The organism is Brevundimonas vesicularis, assembly GCF_014204545.1.
Lineage (GTDB): Bacteria > Pseudomonadota > Alphaproteobacteria > Caulobacterales > Caulobacteraceae > Brevundimonas > Brevundimonas vesicularis_B.
The window spans coordinates 312,677-331,644 of record NZ_JACHLJ010000002.1; the positions used below are offsets into that span (position 1 = coordinate 312,677).

Genomic DNA, 18,968 nt, shown 5'->3' on the forward strand with positions numbered 1-18,968 from the left:
AGCGGTCAGAACTCTATTCTTTCCTATCGCCGCGCACGCGGTGCGCGGCTGCTTGAGGACCGTCTTTCTTCATTCGACGGCGAAGCAGGGCCACATAGAAACCCGCAAGCGCGATCGCCAGTCCGAACCACGTCAGGGCGTATCCGAAATGGTTGTTGGAAAAGGCCGCCGGCGGCGCGGACGGCCTGAGCGCTGGCAATTCGGGATTGACGGCGGTGATGGCGAACACGGCCTCGGACCGGACCGGACCGGCGATGTTCAGCGCCTTAGCCATCGCCGCCGTGTCGCGGGCGTAAAAGCGGCCGTCACGCGGCGCCGGGCTCATGGCGCCGGGCTTGTCGAAGGTGCGGAACTCTCCGACCATCACCAGCGGCAGGGAGGTTTCGACCACGCGCGGACGCGTTGTCACGCCGTCGCCGACAAAGCCGCGATCGACCAGCAGGGTGAAATCCGCCCCCGCCGGCTTGCACGCCGAGATCAGCCGCACTCCGGCCTCGCCGTCATGGATGCTTTGAAGCTCGACGAAAGGCGCACTGGCCAGGCCCGGACAGACGATCAGCGCCTTCCTGAACTCCAGATCGCCCCCATTCCTTGTCTCGGCAAGCACCTGCTCCAGCGGCGCGGGCGGTTTCGCCGCCGCCGCATCGGCCGCCGCGATCAGCCCCTCCTTCCATTTCAGCCGCTCGACCTGCCATACGCCCAGCCCGATCAGCAGGATGAGGCCCAGCACCGTCAGCACGGTCAGGATCCAGGGGAAACGCTTCATCGCTGGTTCCGATATTGCAGCCCGATCATCAGTCCCCGCCCCGGCCGCATCAAAACCAGCGATAGGGCGACCACCAGCGGCAGCCAGACGATCAGATGAAGCCACATGGGCGGATGGTATTTGATTTCGACGAACAGGGCCGAGAAGCCGACGATGAACCCGGCGATCTGCATGATAAAGCTGGCGGGGCCGTCGCCCGTCTGGATGGCGGAATAGTCCAGACCGCAGCCCGTGCAGCCGGGCGCCACCTTCAGAAAGCCCGAGAACAGAGCGCCCTGGCCACACCGGGGACAATGCCCGCGCAGCGCCCAGCGAACCGGCGTATCGGAAACGACGACGGCGCGGGACGATTGCTCGTCCCGCGCCGCTGCGATGTCTTCAGGGCCGTCTTGGATCAACCGAAGACGACATAGACGAAGGCGAACAGGAACAGCCAGACCACGTCCACGAAGTGCCAGTACCAGGCCGCCGCCTCGAAGCCGAAGTGCTTCTGCGGGGTGAAGTCGCCCTTCAGCAGGCGGATCAGGCAGACCGCCAGGAAGATGGTGCCGATCAGGACGTGGAAGCCGTGGAAGCCCGTCGCCATGAAGAAGATCGAGCCGTACAGGCCCGAGTTCACGGCCTCTTCGTTGAAGAACAGCTTCTCGTGCAGGATGTGGTTGTACTCATAGGCCTGGACGCAGGTGAACAGCACGCCCAGGGCCACGGTGATGATCAGGGCGATCTTGGCGCCCTTGCGGTCGCCGACCTGGATCGCGTGGTGGGCCCAGGTGACGGTGCAGCCCGAGAGCAGCAGGGTCACGGTGTTCAAAAGCGGCAGTTGCCACGGCGACAGAACCTCGACGCCCTTCGGCGGCCAGGTCGACCAGGCCTTGGCGGTGTCGGCCCAGGTGCCGACTCCCGGCGTCAGAGCGCGCGATTCATGGAACAGGGCCATGTCGAAGAACATCCAGAAGAAGGCGACGAAGAACATCACCTCCGACGCGATGAACAGGATCATGCCGTAACGCAGGCCCAGCGAAACGACCGGCGTATGGTCGCCCGCCTTGGATTCCTTGATGACGTCCGCCCACCAGCAGAAGGCCGAGATCAGCACCCCGGCCAGACCGGCGAAGAAGACGCCCGGCTTGCCTTCGGCCAGGAAGTTGGCGGCGATCGGGCCGCCGTCCGCCGGGGCCAAGCCCTTCATCCAGATCACCGCGCCGATGAACATGATGGTCGCAGCGACCGAGGACACCAGCGGCCAGGGGCTGGGCGCCACCAGGTGGTAGTCGTGCTGCGGAGTGGCGTGGGCGTCAGCCATGAATCGCGTCTCTTCGTCGGCCAGAGTCGGTTGTTATAGCGGCTATAGCGTTCGATTTTCCCCGACGCCAGAGCCACGCCGTCTTTCCGCCTTGTTCGGGCATGCGGACGGGGCTCAGCCCTTGCGGGCCATGGGATCGGCGGGGTCGTCCGGGCTGTCGCCCAATGCGCCGCCCATGCCCATTCCCCCTCCCCCCATGCCAGCGCCCATGCCGCCCCCGCCGCCCCCGCCACGGCCGCCCGTTGCGCCGGCTCCAGCGCCGCGGCCTCCGGTCGAGGACGGACGCGTCGGGCCTTGCAAGGGCATGTCCGGTCCGGTCGGCACGGGCGCCAGGTCCAGCGCCTGGCGGATGAAGTCGCGCAGTGAAACGACCAGATCATGCGTCCGCACCGGCCGCCCGGCGACCAGTTCACGCGCCGCCTGCTGCGCCAGCCGCACCTGCTCCTCGGTGCCCAGCAAAATGATATCCGCCAGACTGGCCTCGACCGCGTCGCGGATGCGCCGGGTGCGGTCCGACCCCGCTGTCGCCTCGGCGCTGAGATCCAGTCCCGCCTCCCCTCCCGAGACGTTGCGGCGGCTCAGGTCGCGCTTATGCGTCGGATCGACGGTCAGGTCGCCGGTGAACGACCCGCCCAGCACCTTATAGGCCGCGATCAGGGTCTTCAGCCGTTCGTTGATCTGGCGGTTCATCCGTTCGCGCCGCTGCTGGATGGTGAACATCATCACCAGCCGGATGCCCATACCGATCAGCGTTACGAGCGCCAGCCCGACCAGGGTCAGCAGCAGACTGTGCCAGTTGGTGAAATCCAGACCGCGCAAATTCCGTCTCCGTCTCGGCGTACAGCGTGCACCCGGAGAAGAAACGCGCGCCGACGCGAACGGCGCCGCGCGATCAGCCGTTCATCGCCGCGAACGCCTTGGCCGAAAAGGCTGACAACGGTTGAGGCAGGTCGTCCAGCGCGAACCACCCGATCTCCGACAGCTTGTCCGGCTCGGTCAGGCGCGGCTCGCCGGTGAAGTCGCGGGAGATATAGATCAGCGACACCCAATGCTGGCCGTCGGCGGGAATGATCTCTTCGGCCAGGCACAGGAAATCGACCGCGCCGATCGTCAGCCCGCTTTCCTCCTGGGCCTCGCGTCGCGCGGCGTCGATAGAGGGCTCCATCAGGTCGACCTTGCCGCCGACGATGTTCCAGAACCCGGCCTCGGGCGCCTTCAGCCGTTTGCACAGCAAGACCCGTCCGTCGGCGCGCTGGATCACCAGGCCGCAGCCGACGCCGGGAAAGTCCACGCCCGGCTTCGAGGTCACGCCTTGGGCGCGTCCACGGACGGATAGAAGGTGTAGCTCAGGGTGATGTCGCGCGCGCCCTTGGCCTCACGGTCCGTGGCCAGTTCGGGAGCGATGAAATACTGGACCGGGAACTGGCGCGTCTCGCCCGCCGCCAGCGTTTGGTCGGTGAAGCAGAAGCATTGCAGCTTCTGGAAATACGGCCCCGTCTGCTCGGGCGAGACATTGTAGCTGGCGCGCACCTGGATCGGCTTGTCCGAGGTGTTGGTCACGTCGAAATAGGCCAGGCCCGTCTCGCCGATCCGCACCCGCTGGGTCGACTGTTCGGCGCGGAAGGTCATCGGCACACCGCGCACATTGGTGTCGAACCGCACCATCACCGACTCGTCCAGAACGGTGTCGGAGGCCTTATCGGCCTTCATCGTCGTGCCGCCGAAGCCCGTGACCTGACAGAACATCCGATAGAGCGGCACCGCTGCGAACGCCGCCCCGGTCATGCCCATCACGCCGAAGACGCAGATGATGGCGATCAGATTCTTGCGGCCCGCCTTCATGGCTGGGAGGTCTCCACCGCCGTTGCCAGCGCGCGCTCGGCCGCCTGGTTCTGTTGCAGGCGCAGCACCGTGGTGGCGAACACCAGCACGATGAAGGCCACCAGCGCCGAGGCGATCCAGACGTTGCGACGCTTGCGCGCGCGAAGTTCCTCAGGCGTCAGACGCATGGTTTTACGCTCCCAGACCGGACAGGGCCTCGACCAGCAGCGCCGAGAACAGCGCCATCAGATAGAGGATGGAAAAGGCGAACAGGTCCCGCGCCGGTTTGGCCTGGACCTTGACGTCATACAATGCGGCCTCGCGTCCCACGGCCTCGGCCTTGTCCGGCTCGTCGCCCGCGCGCGAGCGATAAAGGCGCACCGCAAGACCCAGAAAGCCCAGGCCGCCCGCGACCGACACGACCAGATAGATGATCCCTCCCAGGCCCGCGAAGGCCGGGGCGATCGCGACCGGCACGAAGATCAGGGTGTAGAGCAGGATCTGCAACCGCGTGGACTTGGCGCCCTTGGCCACCGGCATCATCGGAATGCCCGCCTTGGCGTAGTCGCCGGCCGAATACAGCGCCAGCGCCCAGCTGTGCGGCGGGGTCCACAGGAAGATGATGAGAAACAGCAGCCACGCCTGCCACGGCGCATGGCCCGTCGCCGCCGCCCAGCCGATCACGGGCGGAAAGGCGCCCGCCGCCCCGCCGATGACGATGTTCTGGGGCGTCCGCCGCTTCAGCAGCAGGGTGTAGAAGCCGGCGTAATAGACGATGGTCATGGCCAGCAGACCCGCCGCCAGCCAATTTGTGTTCATCCCCAGCAGCATGACCGAGAACAGGCTCAGGATGACGCCGAACGCCATGGCGTCGTTCTTGCGCACACGCCCCGCAGCGACCGGTCGGCCGCGCGTGCGCCGCATCAGGGCGTCGGTTTCGCCTTCCAGGGCCATGTTCAGCGCCCCGGCCGCCCCTGCACCCACCGCGATGCACAGGATGGCGATGGCCGCCACCAGCGGATTGACCGATCCCGGCGCGACGATCAGCCCGGTCGCGGCGGTGAAGACCACCAGCGACATCACGCGCGGCTTTAGCAGCTGGAAGAAATCCTCCGGCTGGGCGGTCGAGAGAACGGGTCGGGTCTGAACTTCGGTCATCTGTGAGGGCCGCATAGCATACCCAAATGAAGAAGGCCGCCCCTTCCGACGGAAAGAGCGGCCTTCGATTTCATATCGTTGGAAAGGCTTAGTGCTCTTCCGCCTTGATGACCGGCAGTTCGTTGAACTGGTGGGCCGGGGGCGGCGAGGACAGGGTCCACTCTAGGGTCGTGGCGCCTTCGCCCCACGGGTTGGCGACGCCCGGACGACGACGGATCGCCGCCTCGACCAGCATGATCAGGAAGACGATCACGCCGACGACGGTGACGGCATAGCCGATCGACGAGACGTGGTTCCACAGGGTGAAGGCTTCCGGATAGTCGATGTAGCGACGCGGCATGCCCTGCAGACCCAGGAAGTGTTGTGGGAAGAACACCAGGTTCACGCCCACGAACATGATCCAGAAGTGGGTCGCGCCCAGGAACTCATTGTACTTCACCCCGAACATCTTCTCGAACCAGTAGTAGAAGCCCGCGAAGATGGCGAAGACGGCGCCCAGCGACAGCACATAGTGGAAGTGCGCCACGACATAGTAGGTGTCGTGCAGGCTGTAATCGATGCCGGCGTTCGACAGGACCACGCCGGTCACGCCGCCGACGGTGAACAGGAAGATGAAGCCGATCGCCCACAGCATGGGCGTCTTGAAGCTGATGGAGCCGCCCCACATGGTGGCGATCCAGCTGAAGATCTTCACGCCCGTCGGCACCGCGATGATCATGGTGGCGGCGATGAAATAGGCGCGCAGATTGATGCTCATGCCGACCGTGTACATGTGGTGCGCCCACACGATGAAGCCGACGAAGCCGATGGCCACCATGGCGTAGGCCATGGCCAGATATCCGAACACCGGCTTGCGGCTGAAGGTCGAGACGATGTGGCTGATGATGCCGAAGCCCGGCAGGATCAGGATGTACACTTCCGGGTGACCGAAGAACCAGAACAGGTGCTGGTACATGATCGGGTCGCCGCCGCCGGCGGGATCGAAGAAGTGGGTGTGGAAGTTGCGGTCCGTCAGCAGCATGGTGATGGCGCCGGCCAGCACGGGCAGCGACAGCAGCAGCAGGAAGGCGGTGATCAGCACCGACCAGGCGAACAGCGGCATCCGGTGAATGGTCATGCCCGGCGCGCGCATGTTCAGGATGGTGGTGATGAAGTTGATCGCGCCCAGGATGGAGCTGGCGCCCGCGACGTGCAGGGCGAAGATGGCCAGGTCAAAGGCGGGGCCGACGTGGCCCGTGGTCGACAGCGGCGGATAGGCCGTCCAGCCCCCGCCGAAGCCCTTGCCCGGTCCGCCGTCGGTGAACATCGACAGGATCAGCAGGCACCAGGCGGCGACCAGCAGCCAGAACGAAATGTTGTTCATGCGCGGGAAGGCCATGTCCGGCGCGCCGATCATGATCGGCACGAACCAGTTGCCGAAGCCGCCGATCATGGCGGGCATGACCATGAAGAAGATCATGATCAGGGCGTGGGCCGTCACGACGGCGTTATAGCCGTGCTTGGACTGCTCCACGAGACCCAGCAACTGGATCGACGAGCCTTCCTTGAAGATCTGGATGCCCGGCTCGGCCAGTTCCCAGCGGATCAACCCCGACAGGGCGCCGCCCACGATGCCCGCCATGATGGCGAACATCAGATACAGGGTGCCGATGTCCTTGTGGTTGGTCGACAGGAACCAGCGGGTGAAGAAGCCCAGCTTGTGGTCGTGATGGTGGTCGTCGTGAGCGTGACCGATGTGGGTCGCGTCGCGGGTTACGGTAGCGTCAGCCATGTGTCTCTGTTCGCCTCTTACTGGGCGGCCGGCGCGGCGGACGCCGCGGCGGGAACGGGTTGGTCGGCGGTGGCGCCGACGGGGGCGGCGACCGGGGTCGCGGCGTCGGCGGCGGGCGCAGGCGCGGCTGCGGCCGGAGCAGCGGCGGCGGGCGCGGCGACCTTGGGCGTCATCGAACCGCCCTTGGAGGCGATCCACTGTTCGAACTGGGCCTGGGTCACGACCCGGATTTCCAGCGGCATGAAGGCGTGGTCGACGCCGCACAGTTCCGAGCACTGGCCATAGAAGACGCCGGTGCGCTCGGCCTTGAACCAGGTGGTGTTGATGCGGCCGGGAACGGCGTCGGTCTTCAGGCCGAACGCCGGCAGGGCGACGGCGTGGATGACGTCCGAGGCGGTGATGACCAGCTGCACCGTCTTGCCGACCGGCACGACCATCGGCTCGGTCGCGGCCAGGCGATAGGGCACGCCCTTGGCCTTGGCTTCCTCTTCCGGAAGCATGTTGGAGATGTATTCCGCGACGCCCTGGTCCGGATACTCATAGGCCCAGTTCCACTGGTTGCCGGTCACCTTCACCGTCAGGTCCGGCGACGGCATGTCGTGATAGGCGAACAGCAGGCGGAACGAGAACAGGGAGATGAAGACCAGGATCAGCACCGGCAGCACGGTCCAGATGATCTCGATCGTGGTGTTGTGGCTCCAGCGCGCGGGCGTCGGATTGGCCTTCTTGTTGTAGCGGAACACGATCCACGCCAGCAGGCCCAGCACCAGCAGGGTGATGGCCGTGATGATCGGCATCAGGATCACATCGTGGAAGAAGTGCGCATCATGCTTCAGCGGCGACGCCGCCGGTTGCAGCGTGATGCCGCCCGGGGTCGGCTGACCCATCAGGTCCTGCGCCCACGTCGGCGCCGCAGCGAACATCGCCAGTCCGGCGCCCAGAACGATGGAGGACGCGCAAGTCGCGGCCTTCTTCAACGTCCCTTGGGCTCGCTTGCCCATCCCCATATGAGACTTCCCCATAAAACCGTTATGCAGCAGATACTTGCGAATGGCTCGCAAGAGATCACGCTGGCGCGATTCCCACGCCCGGCGTTCTCGGTCACCTATCGGATCGCTTTCGGCTTGCCAAGCGATCAACGGCGCTGAGGCCGCAAAGCCGCCTTCAGCCGGCCTCGATTAAATCGCTGTCATGTTTCGATAGCTACCTTGCGTCACAAGATACCTTGTCGTAGTCAATGGTCATCAACGGGAGAGCCGAGGTGCCAGAAACTATCGAGATACAGCTGAAGAAGGGCGTGTTGGGGCTTTGCGTCCTGGCCCTTCTGAACCGGGCGGACAGCTACGCCTACGAGATCGCCAGCCGCTTGTCGGACGCGATCGATATGGGGGAAGGCACGATCTACCCCCTGATGCGCCGCATGCAGTCCGAAGGACAGGTCGAGACCTATCTGGTCGAATCCTCCGCCGGGCCGTCACGCAAATACTACAGACTGACCGAAGCGGGCCGGGGGGCCCTCGCCGCCCAGACTGCCGAATGGTCCGCCTTCACCAAGGCCGTCGACGCCATCGTGGCGAACGACGCCGATCAGGGAGCCGCTCAATGACGCGCGCCGAATTCATCGATCGTCTGAAGGAAGGTCTTGTCGGCCTGCCGACCACGACCGCCAACGACATCATCGCCGACTACCAGACCCACTTCGACGACGGCATCGCCGCCGGCCGCACCGAGGCCGAGGTCGCCTCCGCGCTGGGCGATCCGGTCCGCCTGGCCCGCGAGCTTAAGGCCGAGGCCGGCATCCAGCGCTGGCATCAGGAGAAGAACCCCTCCGCCGCCGCCGGCGCCGTCTTCGCCGTCCTGGGCCTGGGGGCGCTGGACATCCTGATCCTCCTGCCCCTGCTGATGGGCGTGATCGGGACCGTGTTCGGCTTCTTCATCGCCGCCATCGGCCTTTTCATAGGCGGCGGCGTGATCATGGTCGCGGGCCCTTTCGCCGGCTTCCCCGGCGGGCCGTTCGCGGCGATCCTGATGGGGCTGGGCCTGATGGCCGGCGCCGTCTTCATCGGCGCACTCCTGACCATCTTCACCATCTGGCTGGTCAACGGCGTCGTCTGGTTCGCCCGCCTGCACTACCGCCTGCTGAAGCCGGCGCTTGAGCCGACCAGCGTTCAATCCACCTCGACCTCGGGAGCTTCGGCATGATCCGCACCCTGTTCATCATCGCCGGCGCCGCCCTGGTGCTGTGCTTGGTCACCGTCGGCGGCGCGCTGGCGATCGGCGGCCACGACCTCCAGCGCCACGGCTGGGCCTGGACTATCAAGGACCGCGACGGCGAGACCATACGCTTCGAGCGGGTCAAGGGCGGCGGGACTGACGACCTCGGTCCCCTGACCACCCGCACCCTCCCCTGGACCGGCGGCGAGACCCTGACCGTCGATTCCAGCATCGACGTCGATTATGTCCAGGGTGACGCGAACACCGTCGTCATCACGGGGCCCAAGGGTCTGACCGACCGGGTCCGTCTGGTCGACGGCCGCCTCGATCTGGGCGACGGCGACGAGCGGGTGGTGTTCGGCTGGAGCAACGGCAACTTCTCCGCCCGCTCCGAGCGCGACGAACTGAAGGTCGTCATCACCGCGCCCAAGGTGAACCGCTTCAACGCCAAGGGCTCGGGCGACCTGCAGATCACCGGCTATGACCAGCCTTCGCTGACGCTCGACATCGCCGGATCGGCCGAGGTTACAGCCTCGGGTCGCACCGACGAGCTGAAGCTGGACATCGCAGGCTCGGGCGACGCGTCTCTCGGCGATCTGGCGACCCGCGACGCCTGGGTGGACATTGCCGGCTCCGGCGACGCCCGCATCGCCCCGACCGGCGACGTCAAGGTCGCCATCGCCGGCTCCGGCGACGTGGCCCTGGCCACCCGCCCCGCCAACTTGAACAGCACCGTCTCCGGCTCTGGCGACGTCTATCAGGACTGATGGTTGCGCCGATCACCGTGGAAAGGGGCTGGATCCTCCAGCCCCTTTTTTCTGTGCGCCCGCTTTGGAAACGGGGAGCGGCGCCTTCACCCCTCGGGCCCTACGCGCTAAGTCAGCCGCATGACTTTCGCTCCCCTCCCCGACGCCGGCGCCAACTGGGTCGATCGGCATGCGCCGGAGGGGCTGAAGCCGTGGTTGAAGCTGGGGCGGTTCGATCGGCCCATCGGCATCTGGCTGCTGTTGCTGCCTGGGTGGCAGGGGATCGCGCTGGCTTTGGCGCAGTATCGGCAGGCGCCGGGCCTCTATGATCTGTGGCTGTTCGTCGGTTTCGGCATCGGCGCCTGTCTGATGCGGGCGGCGGGGTGCGCCTTCAACGATATCGTCGATCGGGATTTCGACGCCCAGGTCGCCCGCACGGCTCAGCGCCCCATTCCGTCCGGCCGCATCTCGGTCAAACAGGCCTGGGCCTTTGTCGTCGCGTGCAGCCTGATCAGCCTTTTGGTCCTGTTGACCCTGCCGACCGTCGCCATCCTGCTCGGCGTGGGGTCGCTGGGCCTGGTCGCGGCCTATCCCTTCATGAAGCGGATCACCTGGTGGCCCCAGGCCTGGCTGGGGCTGACGTTCAACTGGGGCGCGCTGATGGGGTTCGCCGCCGCCCTGCCGCTGGCGGCGGCCGCCTTGCTGCTGCCCGCCGATCTCGCTGGCGAGTTCCGGCCATTCCTGTGGTCACCCGCCAGCGACAGCGGCCATGCGATCGCCTTGGCCTGGCAGGCCTATATTCCAGCCGCCCTACTGTGGCTTGGCGGCGTCTTCTGGACCCTGGGCTACGACACCATCTACGCTCTGCAAGACATCGAGGACGACGCCATGATCGGCGTGAAGTCCTCGGCCCGCCGACTGGCCTCGGCCGTGCGGCCCGGCGTGGCGATCTTCTATGGCCTGACCGTGATCCTGGCCGCCATGACCGGCCTCGCCGCCGGGCTTGGACTGCTGTTCTGGCTCAGTCTGGCGATCTACGCCGTCCATCTGGCGTGTCAGATCATCCGCCTCGACCGAAACGACGGCGCCCTGGCGCTGAAACTGTTCAAGTCCAATCGCGAGGCCGGCTTGATCCTGCTGGCCGCTATCGCCCTTGGCTCAATCTCCCTGTGATCCCCCGATGATGGAGTTCCCCATGTCGCGCACCGCCCGCATCCTGCTGTTGTCCGCCGCTGCCGCCGCCACGCTTTCCGCTTCTCTGGCCGCCTGCCAGCGCAAGGAAGACAAGGCCCAGGCGCCGGCCGCGCAGGCCCCGGCCGCTGCGCCGGCCATGTCGAACACCCCCGTCGGCTATGACAGCAAGACCCCCTATGCCGCCGTCAAACTGACCCTGCCCCAGGCGATCAAGACCACGCCCGCCCTGCACGCCGCCCTCTATGCCGACACGGTGCGCGACCTGAAGCAGTTCGAGGAAGGCGCCCAGGCCGATCTCAGCGAAGCGGGCGGCGGCCCCACCCCCTACGAGAAGACCATAGCCTTCGCGCCCGGCGCCGAGACCGGCAAGCTGGTCAGCCTGGCCCGCACCGATTTCGAGTTCACAGGCGGCGCCCACCCCAACACCAGCTTCGCCTCGGTGATCTGGGACAAGACGACCAACAAACGGCTGGGCTTCGCCGACCTGTTCCGGCCGGGCGCCGACCTGTCGGTGCTGGACAAGGCCCTGTGCGCCGCCGCCAACGCCGCCAAACAGGCCCGCTCGCCGGGATCCGAGACCGCCACCCTGGACGGCAAGATGTGGACCTGCCCCAAGGCCGTCTCGACCCCGTTCGTCCTGACGCCGGGCACGACGCCGGGCAAGGCGGGCGGCGTCACCTTCCTGATGGGACCGTATCAGATCGGCCCCTATTCGGACGGCCCCTACTGGATCGCCCTGCCGCAGAGCGCGTTGCGCGCCCTGCTCAACCCCGCCTACGCCGACCAGTTCGACGGCGCCCCGATCAAGGTCGGCGACGTGACGCCGAAGAACTAGGAAACATTCCTCCCCCGTTCACGGGGGAGGGGGACCCCGAAGGGGTGGAGGGGGCGGACGCCGCACGGGCGTCACACCTCCAGGCACCGAGTCCGCTTTCGCCCCCTCCACCCCGCTTCGCGCGGTCCCCCTCCCCCGTTTCGCTGCGCTGCTCGGGGGAGGATTTCCTCACTTCGCCAGAAACGCATCCACCAGTTCGGCGAACCGCGCTGGCTGATCGGCCATGATGAAGTGCCGCGAGCCGTCGACGCGGATCAGGGTGACGCCGGGCAAGGCCGCATACTCCCGCGCCCACATGGCGTCCGCCACCGCCGAAGGCGCCCCACCGTCCGCATCGGCGGCGTAAAGCGCCGTCACCGGCGTCGTCATGGCCGTCAGCCCCGGCCGCGCATTTGTGGTCATCACATCCTTCATCGCCGAGGCCATCGCATGACGGTCGGTCGCCAACGACCAGGCCACAATCCGCGCTTGTTCCGACGGGGTTCGCGACAGCGCCTGCGCCGTCGCCTCCTGCTGGGTGCGGAAGCTCGCTGTGTCCGCCGACAGGATCATGCCCGCCGCCTGATCCGCGAACGGTCGGGCGCTTTCGGCCGTCGCGGTTGGCCCGAACATGGCGCTGTAGAAGGGCAGCGAGTCGACCGTCATCACCCGCCCGACCAGATCCGGCTGCTGCTGCGCCAGCAAAAGTCCGCTCAGACCGCCCATCGAATGGCCGATCACCGCCGGCCGATCCAGCCGCGCCTGACGGATATAGCGCGCCAGTTCATCCACCTTGGGCTGGATGAAGGCGCCGTCGCCGTGCGTCCAGGGTTCGCCGGCGAAACCCGCCAACTGCACCAGATGTACTCTGTGCGACGCCTTCAGCCGATCCGCTGTCGCTCGCCACACTTCGCGCGAAGACGCCAGTCCGGGGATCAGGATGACGTCGGGGCCATGGCCCACCACCTCGACCGACAGCCGGTCGGAGACGAAGGGCGCGGCGGAGGAAGCCACAGGTGGCGCGGCTTGGGCTCGGACCTGATCGCTGGCCACGGCGCAGGCGATCACGACGCCCAGGATGACGGCAAGGCGCGACGGGGCGAAGACGCCCCGGCAAGGGCGAATGACGTTCGACATCACAATCTCCAATTGTAAGGTTATTCTGACTTTTGGTCAGCCCGCGTGCGGGTTTTCAAAGATCTCTTCGACCGGCCGCTCGAACACGGCGGCGATCCGATAAGCGAGGTCCAGCGACGGATCGTGCCGCTCCGTCTCCAGGGCGATCACCGCCTGACGCGAGACCCCCAGCGCCTGACCCATCTGCTCCTGGGTCCAGCCGCGTTCGACGCGTAGAAGCTTCAGACGGTTCTTCATCGGCTGCTCCGGATGAAGGGTGAAACGACGCCGTACAGGCCCCAGAAGACCGGCACGATCAACCAGGTCTGCATATGCGGCGCCCCGGCGAAACTCTCGCCAAAGCCCCAGAAGGTGGCGACGGCCATGGCCAGTCCTGCGGCGATGATGAATTGTTTGGCCGTCACGCCGCGCACGAACTCGTCGCTCTCGCGCATCAGCGCCAGGGTCGCCCAAATCTGCCCGATCACCGGGGCCGACACCGCAGCCGCCAGGACCCAGGCCGCCGGTTTGCCCATCAAATCGTCGAACGCGTCTGTCGTCATCATGGCGATACAGATCGCGACATAGGGCACGGAGAAGGCCATCGTGCGGATGATGTAGCGTCGATGCGCAGGCGTTCCGGCCTTCCAGGCGGTGAACATATCAGCTCTCCTTGTGTAAGGACAACCTGACACCGACCGGATGTCATGTCAACCTGACTTTTTGTCAGGCGCGCCCAACATTCCTCCGTTGCTTTTTCAGACGCGCGTCAGCGGTTAGACTTCACCCATGTCCGCCGCCCCGCGCATCGCCCCGTCGGCTTTGTTCACGCCCCAGGAATGGGCGCCATTTCAGATACGCTCGACCTCGGCAGGCCCGCTGCTTGTGGCCCACTGCTGGGCCGTGATCGCCCTGGCCGTGATCACGGGCGTCCTGATCCCATGGCTGATCCCGCTGTGCGTCATGATAGTCGGCACGCGTCAGCTGGGTCTGGCCATCCTGATGCACGAAGCGGCGCATGGCGCCCTGTCGAAGTCGAACCGCCTGAACGATTTTCTCGGCCATTGGCTATGCGCCGTGCCGATCGGCGCCAGTCTGAAGGCCTATCGCCCCTATCACCTGATGCATCATCGCTTCGCCCAGCAGGCGGAGGATCCCGATCTGATGCTGTCGGAGCCGTTTCCCGTCAGCCCGGCCTCGCTGCGGCGCAAGCTGATCCGCGATCTGACAGGCCAGACCTTCTTCAAACAACGGGTGCTGTTGCCGCTGGCCCAACTGCGCTCAAGCAGCCCGAAGGGCGATAGCGCACAAACAATGAGCGACAGCGCCCACCAATATGAGTCCGTCGTGACCGGCCGCTCGGTCCTGCCCTTCCTCGCCTTCAGTGCAGTCCTGCTGGCGGGTCTCATCGCCACTGGCGTCTGGTGGGCCTTTTTCGTGTTGTGGCTGCTGCCGATGGCGACTTGGTTTCCGATGGTGACGCGCCTGCGAAACATCGCCGAACACGCCTGCGTCGAGGGTTCGTCGACCGATCCCTTTCGCGCCGCCCGCACCACCAGGGCCAGCTGGTGGGAGCGTGCCTTCATCGCGCCCTACTGGGTCAACTTCCACGCCGAGCATCACCTGTTCATGCATGTGCCCTGCTGGAAGCTGCCGCGCCTGCACCGCGCCATCCATGCGAAGCCGCAAGCCGAGGCCATGGAGGTCGCACCCGGCTATGCCAGCGTGCTGAAGGCTGTTACGCGCCAGCCGGAATGACCGTCCTCGATCCCGCCGCCTTCATCCGCGACAACACCCGGCTTCAGCCCGTGCCGCACGCGCCCGAGATTTCGCTGTGGCTGGCCGACGAGATCACGCCGATCTGGCGGCTGACGGAAGAAGAGCTGGGCGAAATGGGGGTGCCGCCGCCCTTCTGGGCCTTCGCTTGGGCCGGTGGACAGGCGCTGAGCCGGTATCTGATGGACCATCCGCAGGAGGTCGCTGGCAAGCGCGTCTTGGATTTCGCCGCCGGCTCGGGTCTGGTCGGGGTGGCGGCGATGCTGGCGGGGGCCGCCCATGTCCTGTGCGCCGACATCGACCCCTTCTGCCAAGCCGCCGTCGCCGCCAATGCCGCGGCGAACGGCGTGACGCTGGACTTCACCCAAACCAATCTGCTGGACGCCGCCCCGCCGGATGTGGACATCATCTGCGCAGGCGACATTTGCTACGAACGGCCGATGACCGACGCCGTGCTGTCTTGGCTGGCCCAGGCCCGCGCGAGGGGGACGCGTGTCCTGATCGGCGATCCGGGACGCACCTATTTCCCGCGCACGGGCCTGGATTTTCTGGCCGAATACCGCGTCCCGACCTCGCGCGAACTGGAGGACCAAGAGATCAAGCGATCCTCCGTCTGGGCCATGCCCTAGACGCGCGGCCTATGCAGACTGGCCCTCGTGCCGTCCCTCGCCGAACTCCTCGATCATCTTGGCGTTGAAGGCGGGGATGTCGTCGGGCTTGCGGCTGGTGACCAGGCCCTGATCCACCACCACCTCTTCATCGACCACATTGGCCCCGGCGTTCTTCAGGTCAGTGCGCAGGCTTTCGAACGACGTCATCGTGCGCCCCTCGACCACGCCCGCCTCGATCAGCAGCCAGGGCGCGTGACAGATGGCGGCGACCGGCTTGCCGGCATCGAAGAAGGAACGCACGAACTTCACGGCATCCTCGTCCGCCCGCAGCAGGTCCGGGTTGGCGACGCCGCCCGGCAGCAGCAAGGCGGAATAGGTCGAGGCATCGACCGCCGCCACCGCCTTGTCCGCCGTGACCTTGTCGCCCGGCGTCAAATGGTCGAAGCCCTGGAACTCGCCGGCCTTCAGCGACACGATCTCGACCACCGCGCCCGCATCCTTCAGCGCCTTCATCGGTTCATTCAGTTCGACCAACTCGACGCCGTCGGTCGCCAGGATGGCGACCGTCTTGCCGGAAAGGGATTGGGCCATGAGGAGTGCTCCGTTCATAAAGGGGGTTCGACGGGATGAACCCACAGAAACTCAAAGGGTTGCGGCTCCGCTTGGCGGCGTTGGCCCGCGTCCCCACGTCGTGTCCATGCGATCGCTCCTGACCCTGACCGCCCTGTTGGCCGCGGCCGCCACGCCGGCCTTGGCCCAGACCTATCCGCAGGCCGGCCGACCCTACGGCGCCTATCCGGGGGGCGTCCCCGCCGCCATCGCCGACCAGCACCGCTATGAGAACGACCGCCTGCGTTCTCAGGCGCACTCGAACGCGGACCAAGCGCGTCAACAGCAGATCGAGACCCAGCTTCGCCTGCGCGCCATCGAAGGCGCACGGGAGCCGACGGTCACCCAGCCCTTGCCGCCCCGCCCGCTCTACAGCCCCGAGCAGGAGCGGACCCTGCGCCAGTCCGCCGCCGAACGACGCCAGCAGACAGCCAAGGGCATGAGCCAGATCGACAACTGGCTTGATCGTCCGAACTGACGCATCCCTTCCCTTGCACCCGCGTTCCTGCCTAGCTTAAACAGGATCGGGCGGAGGATAGGGCATGCGTTGGGAGGGTGGACGGACGGGCGGCGGCGTCGAGGATCGACGGGGTCTCGGCGGTGGAGCCATTGCCGGCGGAGGTCTCGGCGTCGGCGTTCTGGCCATTATCGGCTACCTCGTCTTTGGCATCGATCCCTCGACCACGACCCAGCTCGCCAGCCAATTCGGCGGCGTCGGCGCCGAGCAACAGCAGGGTCAAGTCGGGACGCCGAAGGATCAAGCCGGCCGATTCGTCGATGTCATCGGCGCCAACATCGATGATGTCTGGTCGCAGAAGCTTGAGGGCTATCAGCGGCCCAACGTCGTCATCTACGAACAGGGCACATCGACCGGCTGCGGCTATGGTCAGTCGGCCATGGGTCCCTTCTACTGCCCGACCGACAAGACCGTCTATCTGGACCTCGGCTTCTGGCAGGAGATGGAGAGCAAGCTCGGGGCCTCCGGCGCCGACTTCGCCCGCGCCTATGTCATCGCCCACGAGTTCGGCCATCACGTCCAGACCCTGACGGGCACCTCAGATCAGGTTCGCCAGGCCCAGCAGCGCGCCTCCGGTCAGGCCGAAGCCAACCAGTATTCCGTCGCGCTGGAGCTTCAGGCCGACTGCTACGCCGGCGTCTGGGCCCGGAACGCCTCGGCGGTCTCCAACGGTCAGGTCGCTCTTGAGCCCGGCGATATTGAAGAGGGCATGAAGACCGCCCAGGCCATCGGCGACGACACCCTGCAACGCCGCAGCGGCGGTCGCGTCTCGCCCGAAAGCTTCACCCACGGATCCTCGGCTCAGCGGGTCGAATGGCTGCAGCGCGGCTATCAGTCGGGCGACCCTGCGTCCTGCGACACCTTCAGCGGCGCCTGATCGCCGCCACCCTTCAAAACGATTGATTGACTGACGATGCACGACCGCGCCGGCACGACCGCACGCCCTGAAGACCTGATCGACCTCGACGCCCTGCTCGGCGCCTATGAGACGACCCGGCCCGACATGGGCGATCCGCAGCAGCGGGTCGTCTTCGGCACGTCCGGCCACCGGGGATCCAGCCTGGACGGCGCCTTCAACCAGGCCCACATCCAGGCCATCGCTCAGGCGATCGCCGAATACCGCGCGGCTCAGGGCATTGACGGCCCGCTGTTTCTCGGTCGCGACACACACGGCCTGTCCGAGCCGGCCTTCCGCACAACGTTGGAGGTGCTTATCGCCAACGGGGTCGAGGTGCTGATCGACGCCCGCGACGGCTTCACCCCTACGCCGGCCGTTTCGCATGCCATCCTGACGTACAACCGCACGAATAGCCGGCAGGCGGACGGCGTCCTGATCACGCCTTCGCACAATCCGCCGCGTGACGGCGGAATCAAATACAATCCCCCCTCCGGCGGCCCGGCCGGGGGCGAGGCCACATCCGCCATCGCCGCCCGCGCCAACCAGCTGATCGAGAACGGCCTGACCGAGGTCCGTCGCGTCCCCTTCGCCCAGGCGCATGCGGCGGCGGGCCGGTTCGACTACCTGTCCGCCTATATCGACGACCTGCCCAGCGTTCTCGACCTGGACGCCATCCGCAACGCCGGAGTCCGCATCGGCGCCGATCCGCTGGGCGGCGCGGCCGTGGCCTATTGGGGCGAGATCGCTGAGCGCCAACGACTGGACGTGACTGTCGTCAACGACGCCGTCGATCCGCGCTGGGCCTTCATGCCGCTGGACGCCGACGGCAAGATCCGCATGGACTGCTCATCTCCCAGCGCGATGGCCGGTCTGATCGGCATGATGAAGGGCGGCTCGGCGTATGACGTCGCCTTCGGCAACGACGCCGACGCGGATCGCCACGGCATCGTCACCCCTGACGCGGGCCTGATGAACCCTAACCATTTCCTGGCCGCCGCCATCGCCTATCTGTTCGCAAACCGACCCGGCTGGGGCGCGGACGTGGCGGTGGGCAAGACCCTGGTCTCATCGTCCATAATCGACCGCGTCGTCGCCGGCCTGGGTCGCCGCCTTCTGGAAGTTCCCGTCGGCTTCAAACACTTCGTGCCCGGCCTCTTGGACGGAACCGTCGGCTTCGGCGGCGAGGAATCGGCCGGGGCCTCATTCCTGCGCCACGACGGCACGGTGTGGACCACGGACAAGGACGGCCTGCTGCTGTGTCTGCTGGCCGCCGAGATCCAGGCCCGCACGGGAAGCAGCGCCAGCCAGCTCTACGCCAAGCTGACCGACCAGTACGGCGCCCCCGCCTACGCCCGCGTCGATGCTCCCGCCAACCGCGCGAAAAAGGCCCGCCTTGCCGCGCTCAGCCCCTCGGACGTGTCCGCGACCACCCTGGCCGGCCAGCCGATCACCGACATCCTGACGAAGGCCCCCGGCAACGGCGAGGCCATCGGCGGGCTGAAGGTCGTCACCGCCGACGCCTGGTTCGCCGCCCGCCCCTCGGGCACCGAGGACGTCTACAAGATCTACGCCGAATCCTTCCTCGGCCCCGACCACTTGTCCCAGGTCCAAACCGAAGCCAAGGCGGTGGTGGCCACGGCGCTGGCGAGTTGAG

24 protein-coding genes are annotated in these 18,968 nt (G+C 66.5%); 10 read left to right on the plus strand and 14 right to left on the minus strand.

The features are described 5' to 3' along the window. Nucleotides 1-13: 13 nt before the first annotated feature. The 10 genes from HNP47_RS09660 to coxB all read right to left on the minus strand — a co-directional run bounded on the left by HNP47_RS09660 (nucleotide 14) and on the right by coxB (nucleotide 7,826). Nucleotides 14-766, minus strand: coding sequence for an SURF1 family protein (locus tag HNP47_RS09660; protein WP_184279383.1), 753 nt, complete (start codon nucleotides 764-766; stop codon nucleotides 14-16). Further along, complete coding sequence (locus tag HNP47_RS09665; RefSeq protein ID WP_184279384.1) at nucleotides 763-1,164, minus strand: DUF983 domain-containing protein; 402 nt, start codon at nucleotides 1,162-1,164, stop codon at nucleotides 763-765. The genes HNP47_RS09660 and HNP47_RS09665 overlap by 4 nt, the downstream gene beginning before the upstream one ends. Next, a complete protein-coding gene (locus HNP47_RS09670; protein WP_184279385.1) occupies nucleotides 1,161-2,069 on the minus strand; it encodes a cytochrome c oxidase subunit 3 in 909 nt (302 codons plus the stop codon). Before HNP47_RS09670 ends, HNP47_RS09665 begins: the two co-directional genes overlap by 4 nt. A 114-nt stretch (nucleotides 2,070-2,183) precedes the next feature. Further along, on the minus strand, nucleotides 2,184-2,888 hold the full coding sequence (locus HNP47_RS09675; protein WP_184279386.1) for a hypothetical protein: 705 nt from the start codon (nucleotides 2,886-2,888) through the stop codon (nucleotides 2,184-2,186). A gap of 73 nt (nucleotides 2,889-2,961) precedes the next feature. Further along, on the minus strand, nucleotides 2,962-3,378 hold the full coding sequence (locus tag HNP47_RS09680) for an NUDIX domain-containing protein (protein WP_184279387.1): 417 nt from the start codon (nucleotides 3,376-3,378) through the stop codon (nucleotides 2,962-2,964). After that, nucleotides 3,375-3,911 (minus strand): cytochrome c oxidase assembly protein, encoded by a 537-nt coding sequence (locus HNP47_RS09685; RefSeq protein WP_184279388.1) that lies wholly within the window; start codon nucleotides 3,909-3,911, stop codon nucleotides 3,375-3,377. The genes HNP47_RS09680 and HNP47_RS09685 overlap by 4 nt, the downstream gene beginning before the upstream one ends. After that, nucleotides 3,908-4,078 carry a hypothetical protein gene (locus HNP47_RS09690; protein ID WP_017505721.1) on the minus strand — a complete coding sequence of 57 codons (171 nt, stop codon included), beginning with the start codon at nucleotides 4,076-4,078 and terminating at the stop codon, nucleotides 3,908-3,910. Before HNP47_RS09690 ends, HNP47_RS09685 begins: the two co-directional genes overlap by 4 nt. 4 nt (nucleotides 4,079-4,082) lie before the next feature. Further along, nucleotides 4,083-5,048, minus strand: a complete 966-nt coding sequence (cyoE, locus tag HNP47_RS09695) for a heme o synthase (protein ID WP_184279389.1) — start codon at nucleotides 5,046-5,048, stop codon at nucleotides 4,083-4,085. Nucleotides 5,049-5,136: 88 nt separating this feature from the next. Next, complete coding sequence (gene ctaD, locus HNP47_RS09700; RefSeq protein ID WP_174087103.1) at nucleotides 5,137-6,819, minus strand: cytochrome c oxidase subunit I; 1,683 nt, start codon at nucleotides 6,817-6,819, stop codon at nucleotides 5,137-5,139. 17 nt (nucleotides 6,820-6,836) lie between these two features. Next, nucleotides 6,837-7,826 carry a cytochrome c oxidase subunit II gene (coxB, locus tag HNP47_RS09705; RefSeq protein ID WP_409360153.1) on the minus strand — a complete coding sequence of 330 codons (990 nt, stop codon included), beginning with the start codon at nucleotides 7,824-7,826 and terminating at the stop codon, nucleotides 6,837-6,839. 254 nt (nucleotides 7,827-8,080) lie between these two features. On the opposite strand from coxB, the gene HNP47_RS09710 reads away from it, so the two are divergent. From HNP47_RS09710 to HNP47_RS09730, 5 genes are all read left to right on the plus strand, one after another. After that, nucleotides 8,081-8,425, plus strand: coding sequence for a PadR family transcriptional regulator (locus tag HNP47_RS09710; protein WP_039244893.1), 345 nt, complete (start codon nucleotides 8,081-8,083; stop codon nucleotides 8,423-8,425). Continuing rightward, entirely contained in the window at nucleotides 8,422-9,021 is a 600-nt protein-coding gene (locus HNP47_RS09715; protein ID WP_184279390.1) for a DUF1700 domain-containing protein, read from the plus strand. The genes HNP47_RS09710 and HNP47_RS09715 overlap by 4 nt, the downstream gene beginning before the upstream one ends. Further along, on the plus strand, nucleotides 9,018-9,800 hold the full coding sequence (locus tag HNP47_RS09720) for a GIN domain-containing protein (protein ID WP_184279391.1): 783 nt from the start codon (nucleotides 9,018-9,020) through the stop codon (nucleotides 9,798-9,800). Before HNP47_RS09715 ends, HNP47_RS09720 begins: the two co-directional genes overlap by 4 nt. A gap of 120 nt (nucleotides 9,801-9,920) precedes the next feature. Beyond that, nucleotides 9,921-10,952 carry a UbiA family prenyltransferase gene (locus tag HNP47_RS09725; RefSeq protein ID WP_184279392.1) on the plus strand — a complete coding sequence of 344 codons (1,032 nt, stop codon included), beginning with the start codon at nucleotides 9,921-9,923 and terminating at the stop codon, nucleotides 10,950-10,952. A 22-nt stretch (nucleotides 10,953-10,974) separates the two neighbouring features. Continuing rightward, the gene (locus HNP47_RS09730) at nucleotides 10,975-11,808 is read left to right on the plus strand and encodes a DUF3298 and DUF4163 domain-containing protein (protein WP_221415067.1); all 834 of its coding nucleotides are present in this window, start codon (nucleotides 10,975-10,977) and stop codon (nucleotides 11,806-11,808) included. A 168-nt stretch (nucleotides 11,809-11,976) separates the two neighbouring features. On the opposite strand, the gene HNP47_RS09735 is transcribed toward HNP47_RS09730, so the two are convergent. Genes HNP47_RS09735 through HNP47_RS09745 form a run of 3 tightly spaced genes read right to left on the minus strand, consistent with a single transcriptional unit; the run spans nucleotide 11,977 to nucleotide 13,565 of the window. Further along, the gene (locus HNP47_RS09735; RefSeq protein WP_184279394.1) at nucleotides 11,977-12,924 is read right to left on the minus strand and encodes an alpha/beta fold hydrolase; all 948 of its coding nucleotides are present in this window, start codon (nucleotides 12,922-12,924) and stop codon (nucleotides 11,977-11,979) included. A 36-nt stretch (nucleotides 12,925-12,960) separates the two neighbouring features. Beyond that, a complete protein-coding gene (locus HNP47_RS09740; RefSeq protein WP_039244155.1) occupies nucleotides 12,961-13,161 on the minus strand; it encodes a helix-turn-helix transcriptional regulator in 201 nt (66 codons plus the stop codon). Continuing rightward, nucleotides 13,158-13,565 carry a hypothetical protein gene (locus HNP47_RS09745; protein WP_184279395.1) on the minus strand — a complete coding sequence of 136 codons (408 nt, stop codon included), beginning with the start codon at nucleotides 13,563-13,565 and terminating at the stop codon, nucleotides 13,158-13,160. Before HNP47_RS09745 ends, HNP47_RS09740 begins: the two co-directional genes overlap by 4 nt. Nucleotides 13,566-13,692: 127 nt before the next feature. On the opposite strand from HNP47_RS09745, the gene HNP47_RS09750 reads away from it, so the two are divergent. Then, nucleotides 13,693-14,661 (plus strand): fatty acid desaturase family protein, encoded by a 969-nt coding sequence (locus tag HNP47_RS09750; protein WP_184279396.1) that lies wholly within the window; start codon nucleotides 13,693-13,695, stop codon nucleotides 14,659-14,661. Further along, nucleotides 14,658-15,308 carry a methyltransferase gene (locus HNP47_RS09755; protein WP_184279397.1) on the plus strand — a complete coding sequence of 217 codons (651 nt, stop codon included), beginning with the start codon at nucleotides 14,658-14,660 and terminating at the stop codon, nucleotides 15,306-15,308. The genes HNP47_RS09750 and HNP47_RS09755 overlap by 4 nt, the downstream gene beginning before the upstream one ends. 9 nt (nucleotides 15,309-15,317) lie before the next feature. On the opposite strand, the gene HNP47_RS09760 is transcribed toward HNP47_RS09755, so the two are convergent. After that, nucleotides 15,318-15,881: a type 1 glutamine amidotransferase domain-containing protein gene (locus HNP47_RS09760; protein WP_184279398.1), complete on the minus strand. Its 564-nt coding sequence runs from the start codon at nucleotides 15,879-15,881 to the stop codon at nucleotides 15,318-15,320. 106 nt (nucleotides 15,882-15,987) lie between these two features. Between HNP47_RS09760 and HNP47_RS09765 the strand changes: the two genes are divergently transcribed. The 3 genes from HNP47_RS09765 (at nucleotide 15,988) to pgm (ending at nucleotide 18,967) form a co-directional block, all read left to right on the plus strand. Beyond that, nucleotides 15,988-16,377 (plus strand): hypothetical protein, encoded by a 390-nt coding sequence (locus HNP47_RS09765; protein WP_184279399.1) that lies wholly within the window; start codon nucleotides 15,988-15,990, stop codon nucleotides 16,375-16,377. Nucleotides 16,378-16,441: 64 nt separating this feature from the next. Continuing rightward, the gene (locus HNP47_RS09770; RefSeq protein WP_184279400.1) at nucleotides 16,442-17,293 is read left to right on the plus strand and encodes a neutral zinc metallopeptidase; all 852 of its coding nucleotides are present in this window, start codon (nucleotides 16,442-16,444) and stop codon (nucleotides 17,291-17,293) included. A gap of 36 nt (nucleotides 17,294-17,329) precedes the next feature. Next, a complete protein-coding gene (gene pgm, locus HNP47_RS09775) occupies nucleotides 17,330-18,967 on the plus strand; it encodes a phosphoglucomutase (alpha-D-glucose-1,6-bisphosphate-dependent) (RefSeq protein WP_184279401.1) in 1,638 nt (545 codons plus the stop codon). Nucleotide 18,968 lies beyond the last annotated feature (1 nt).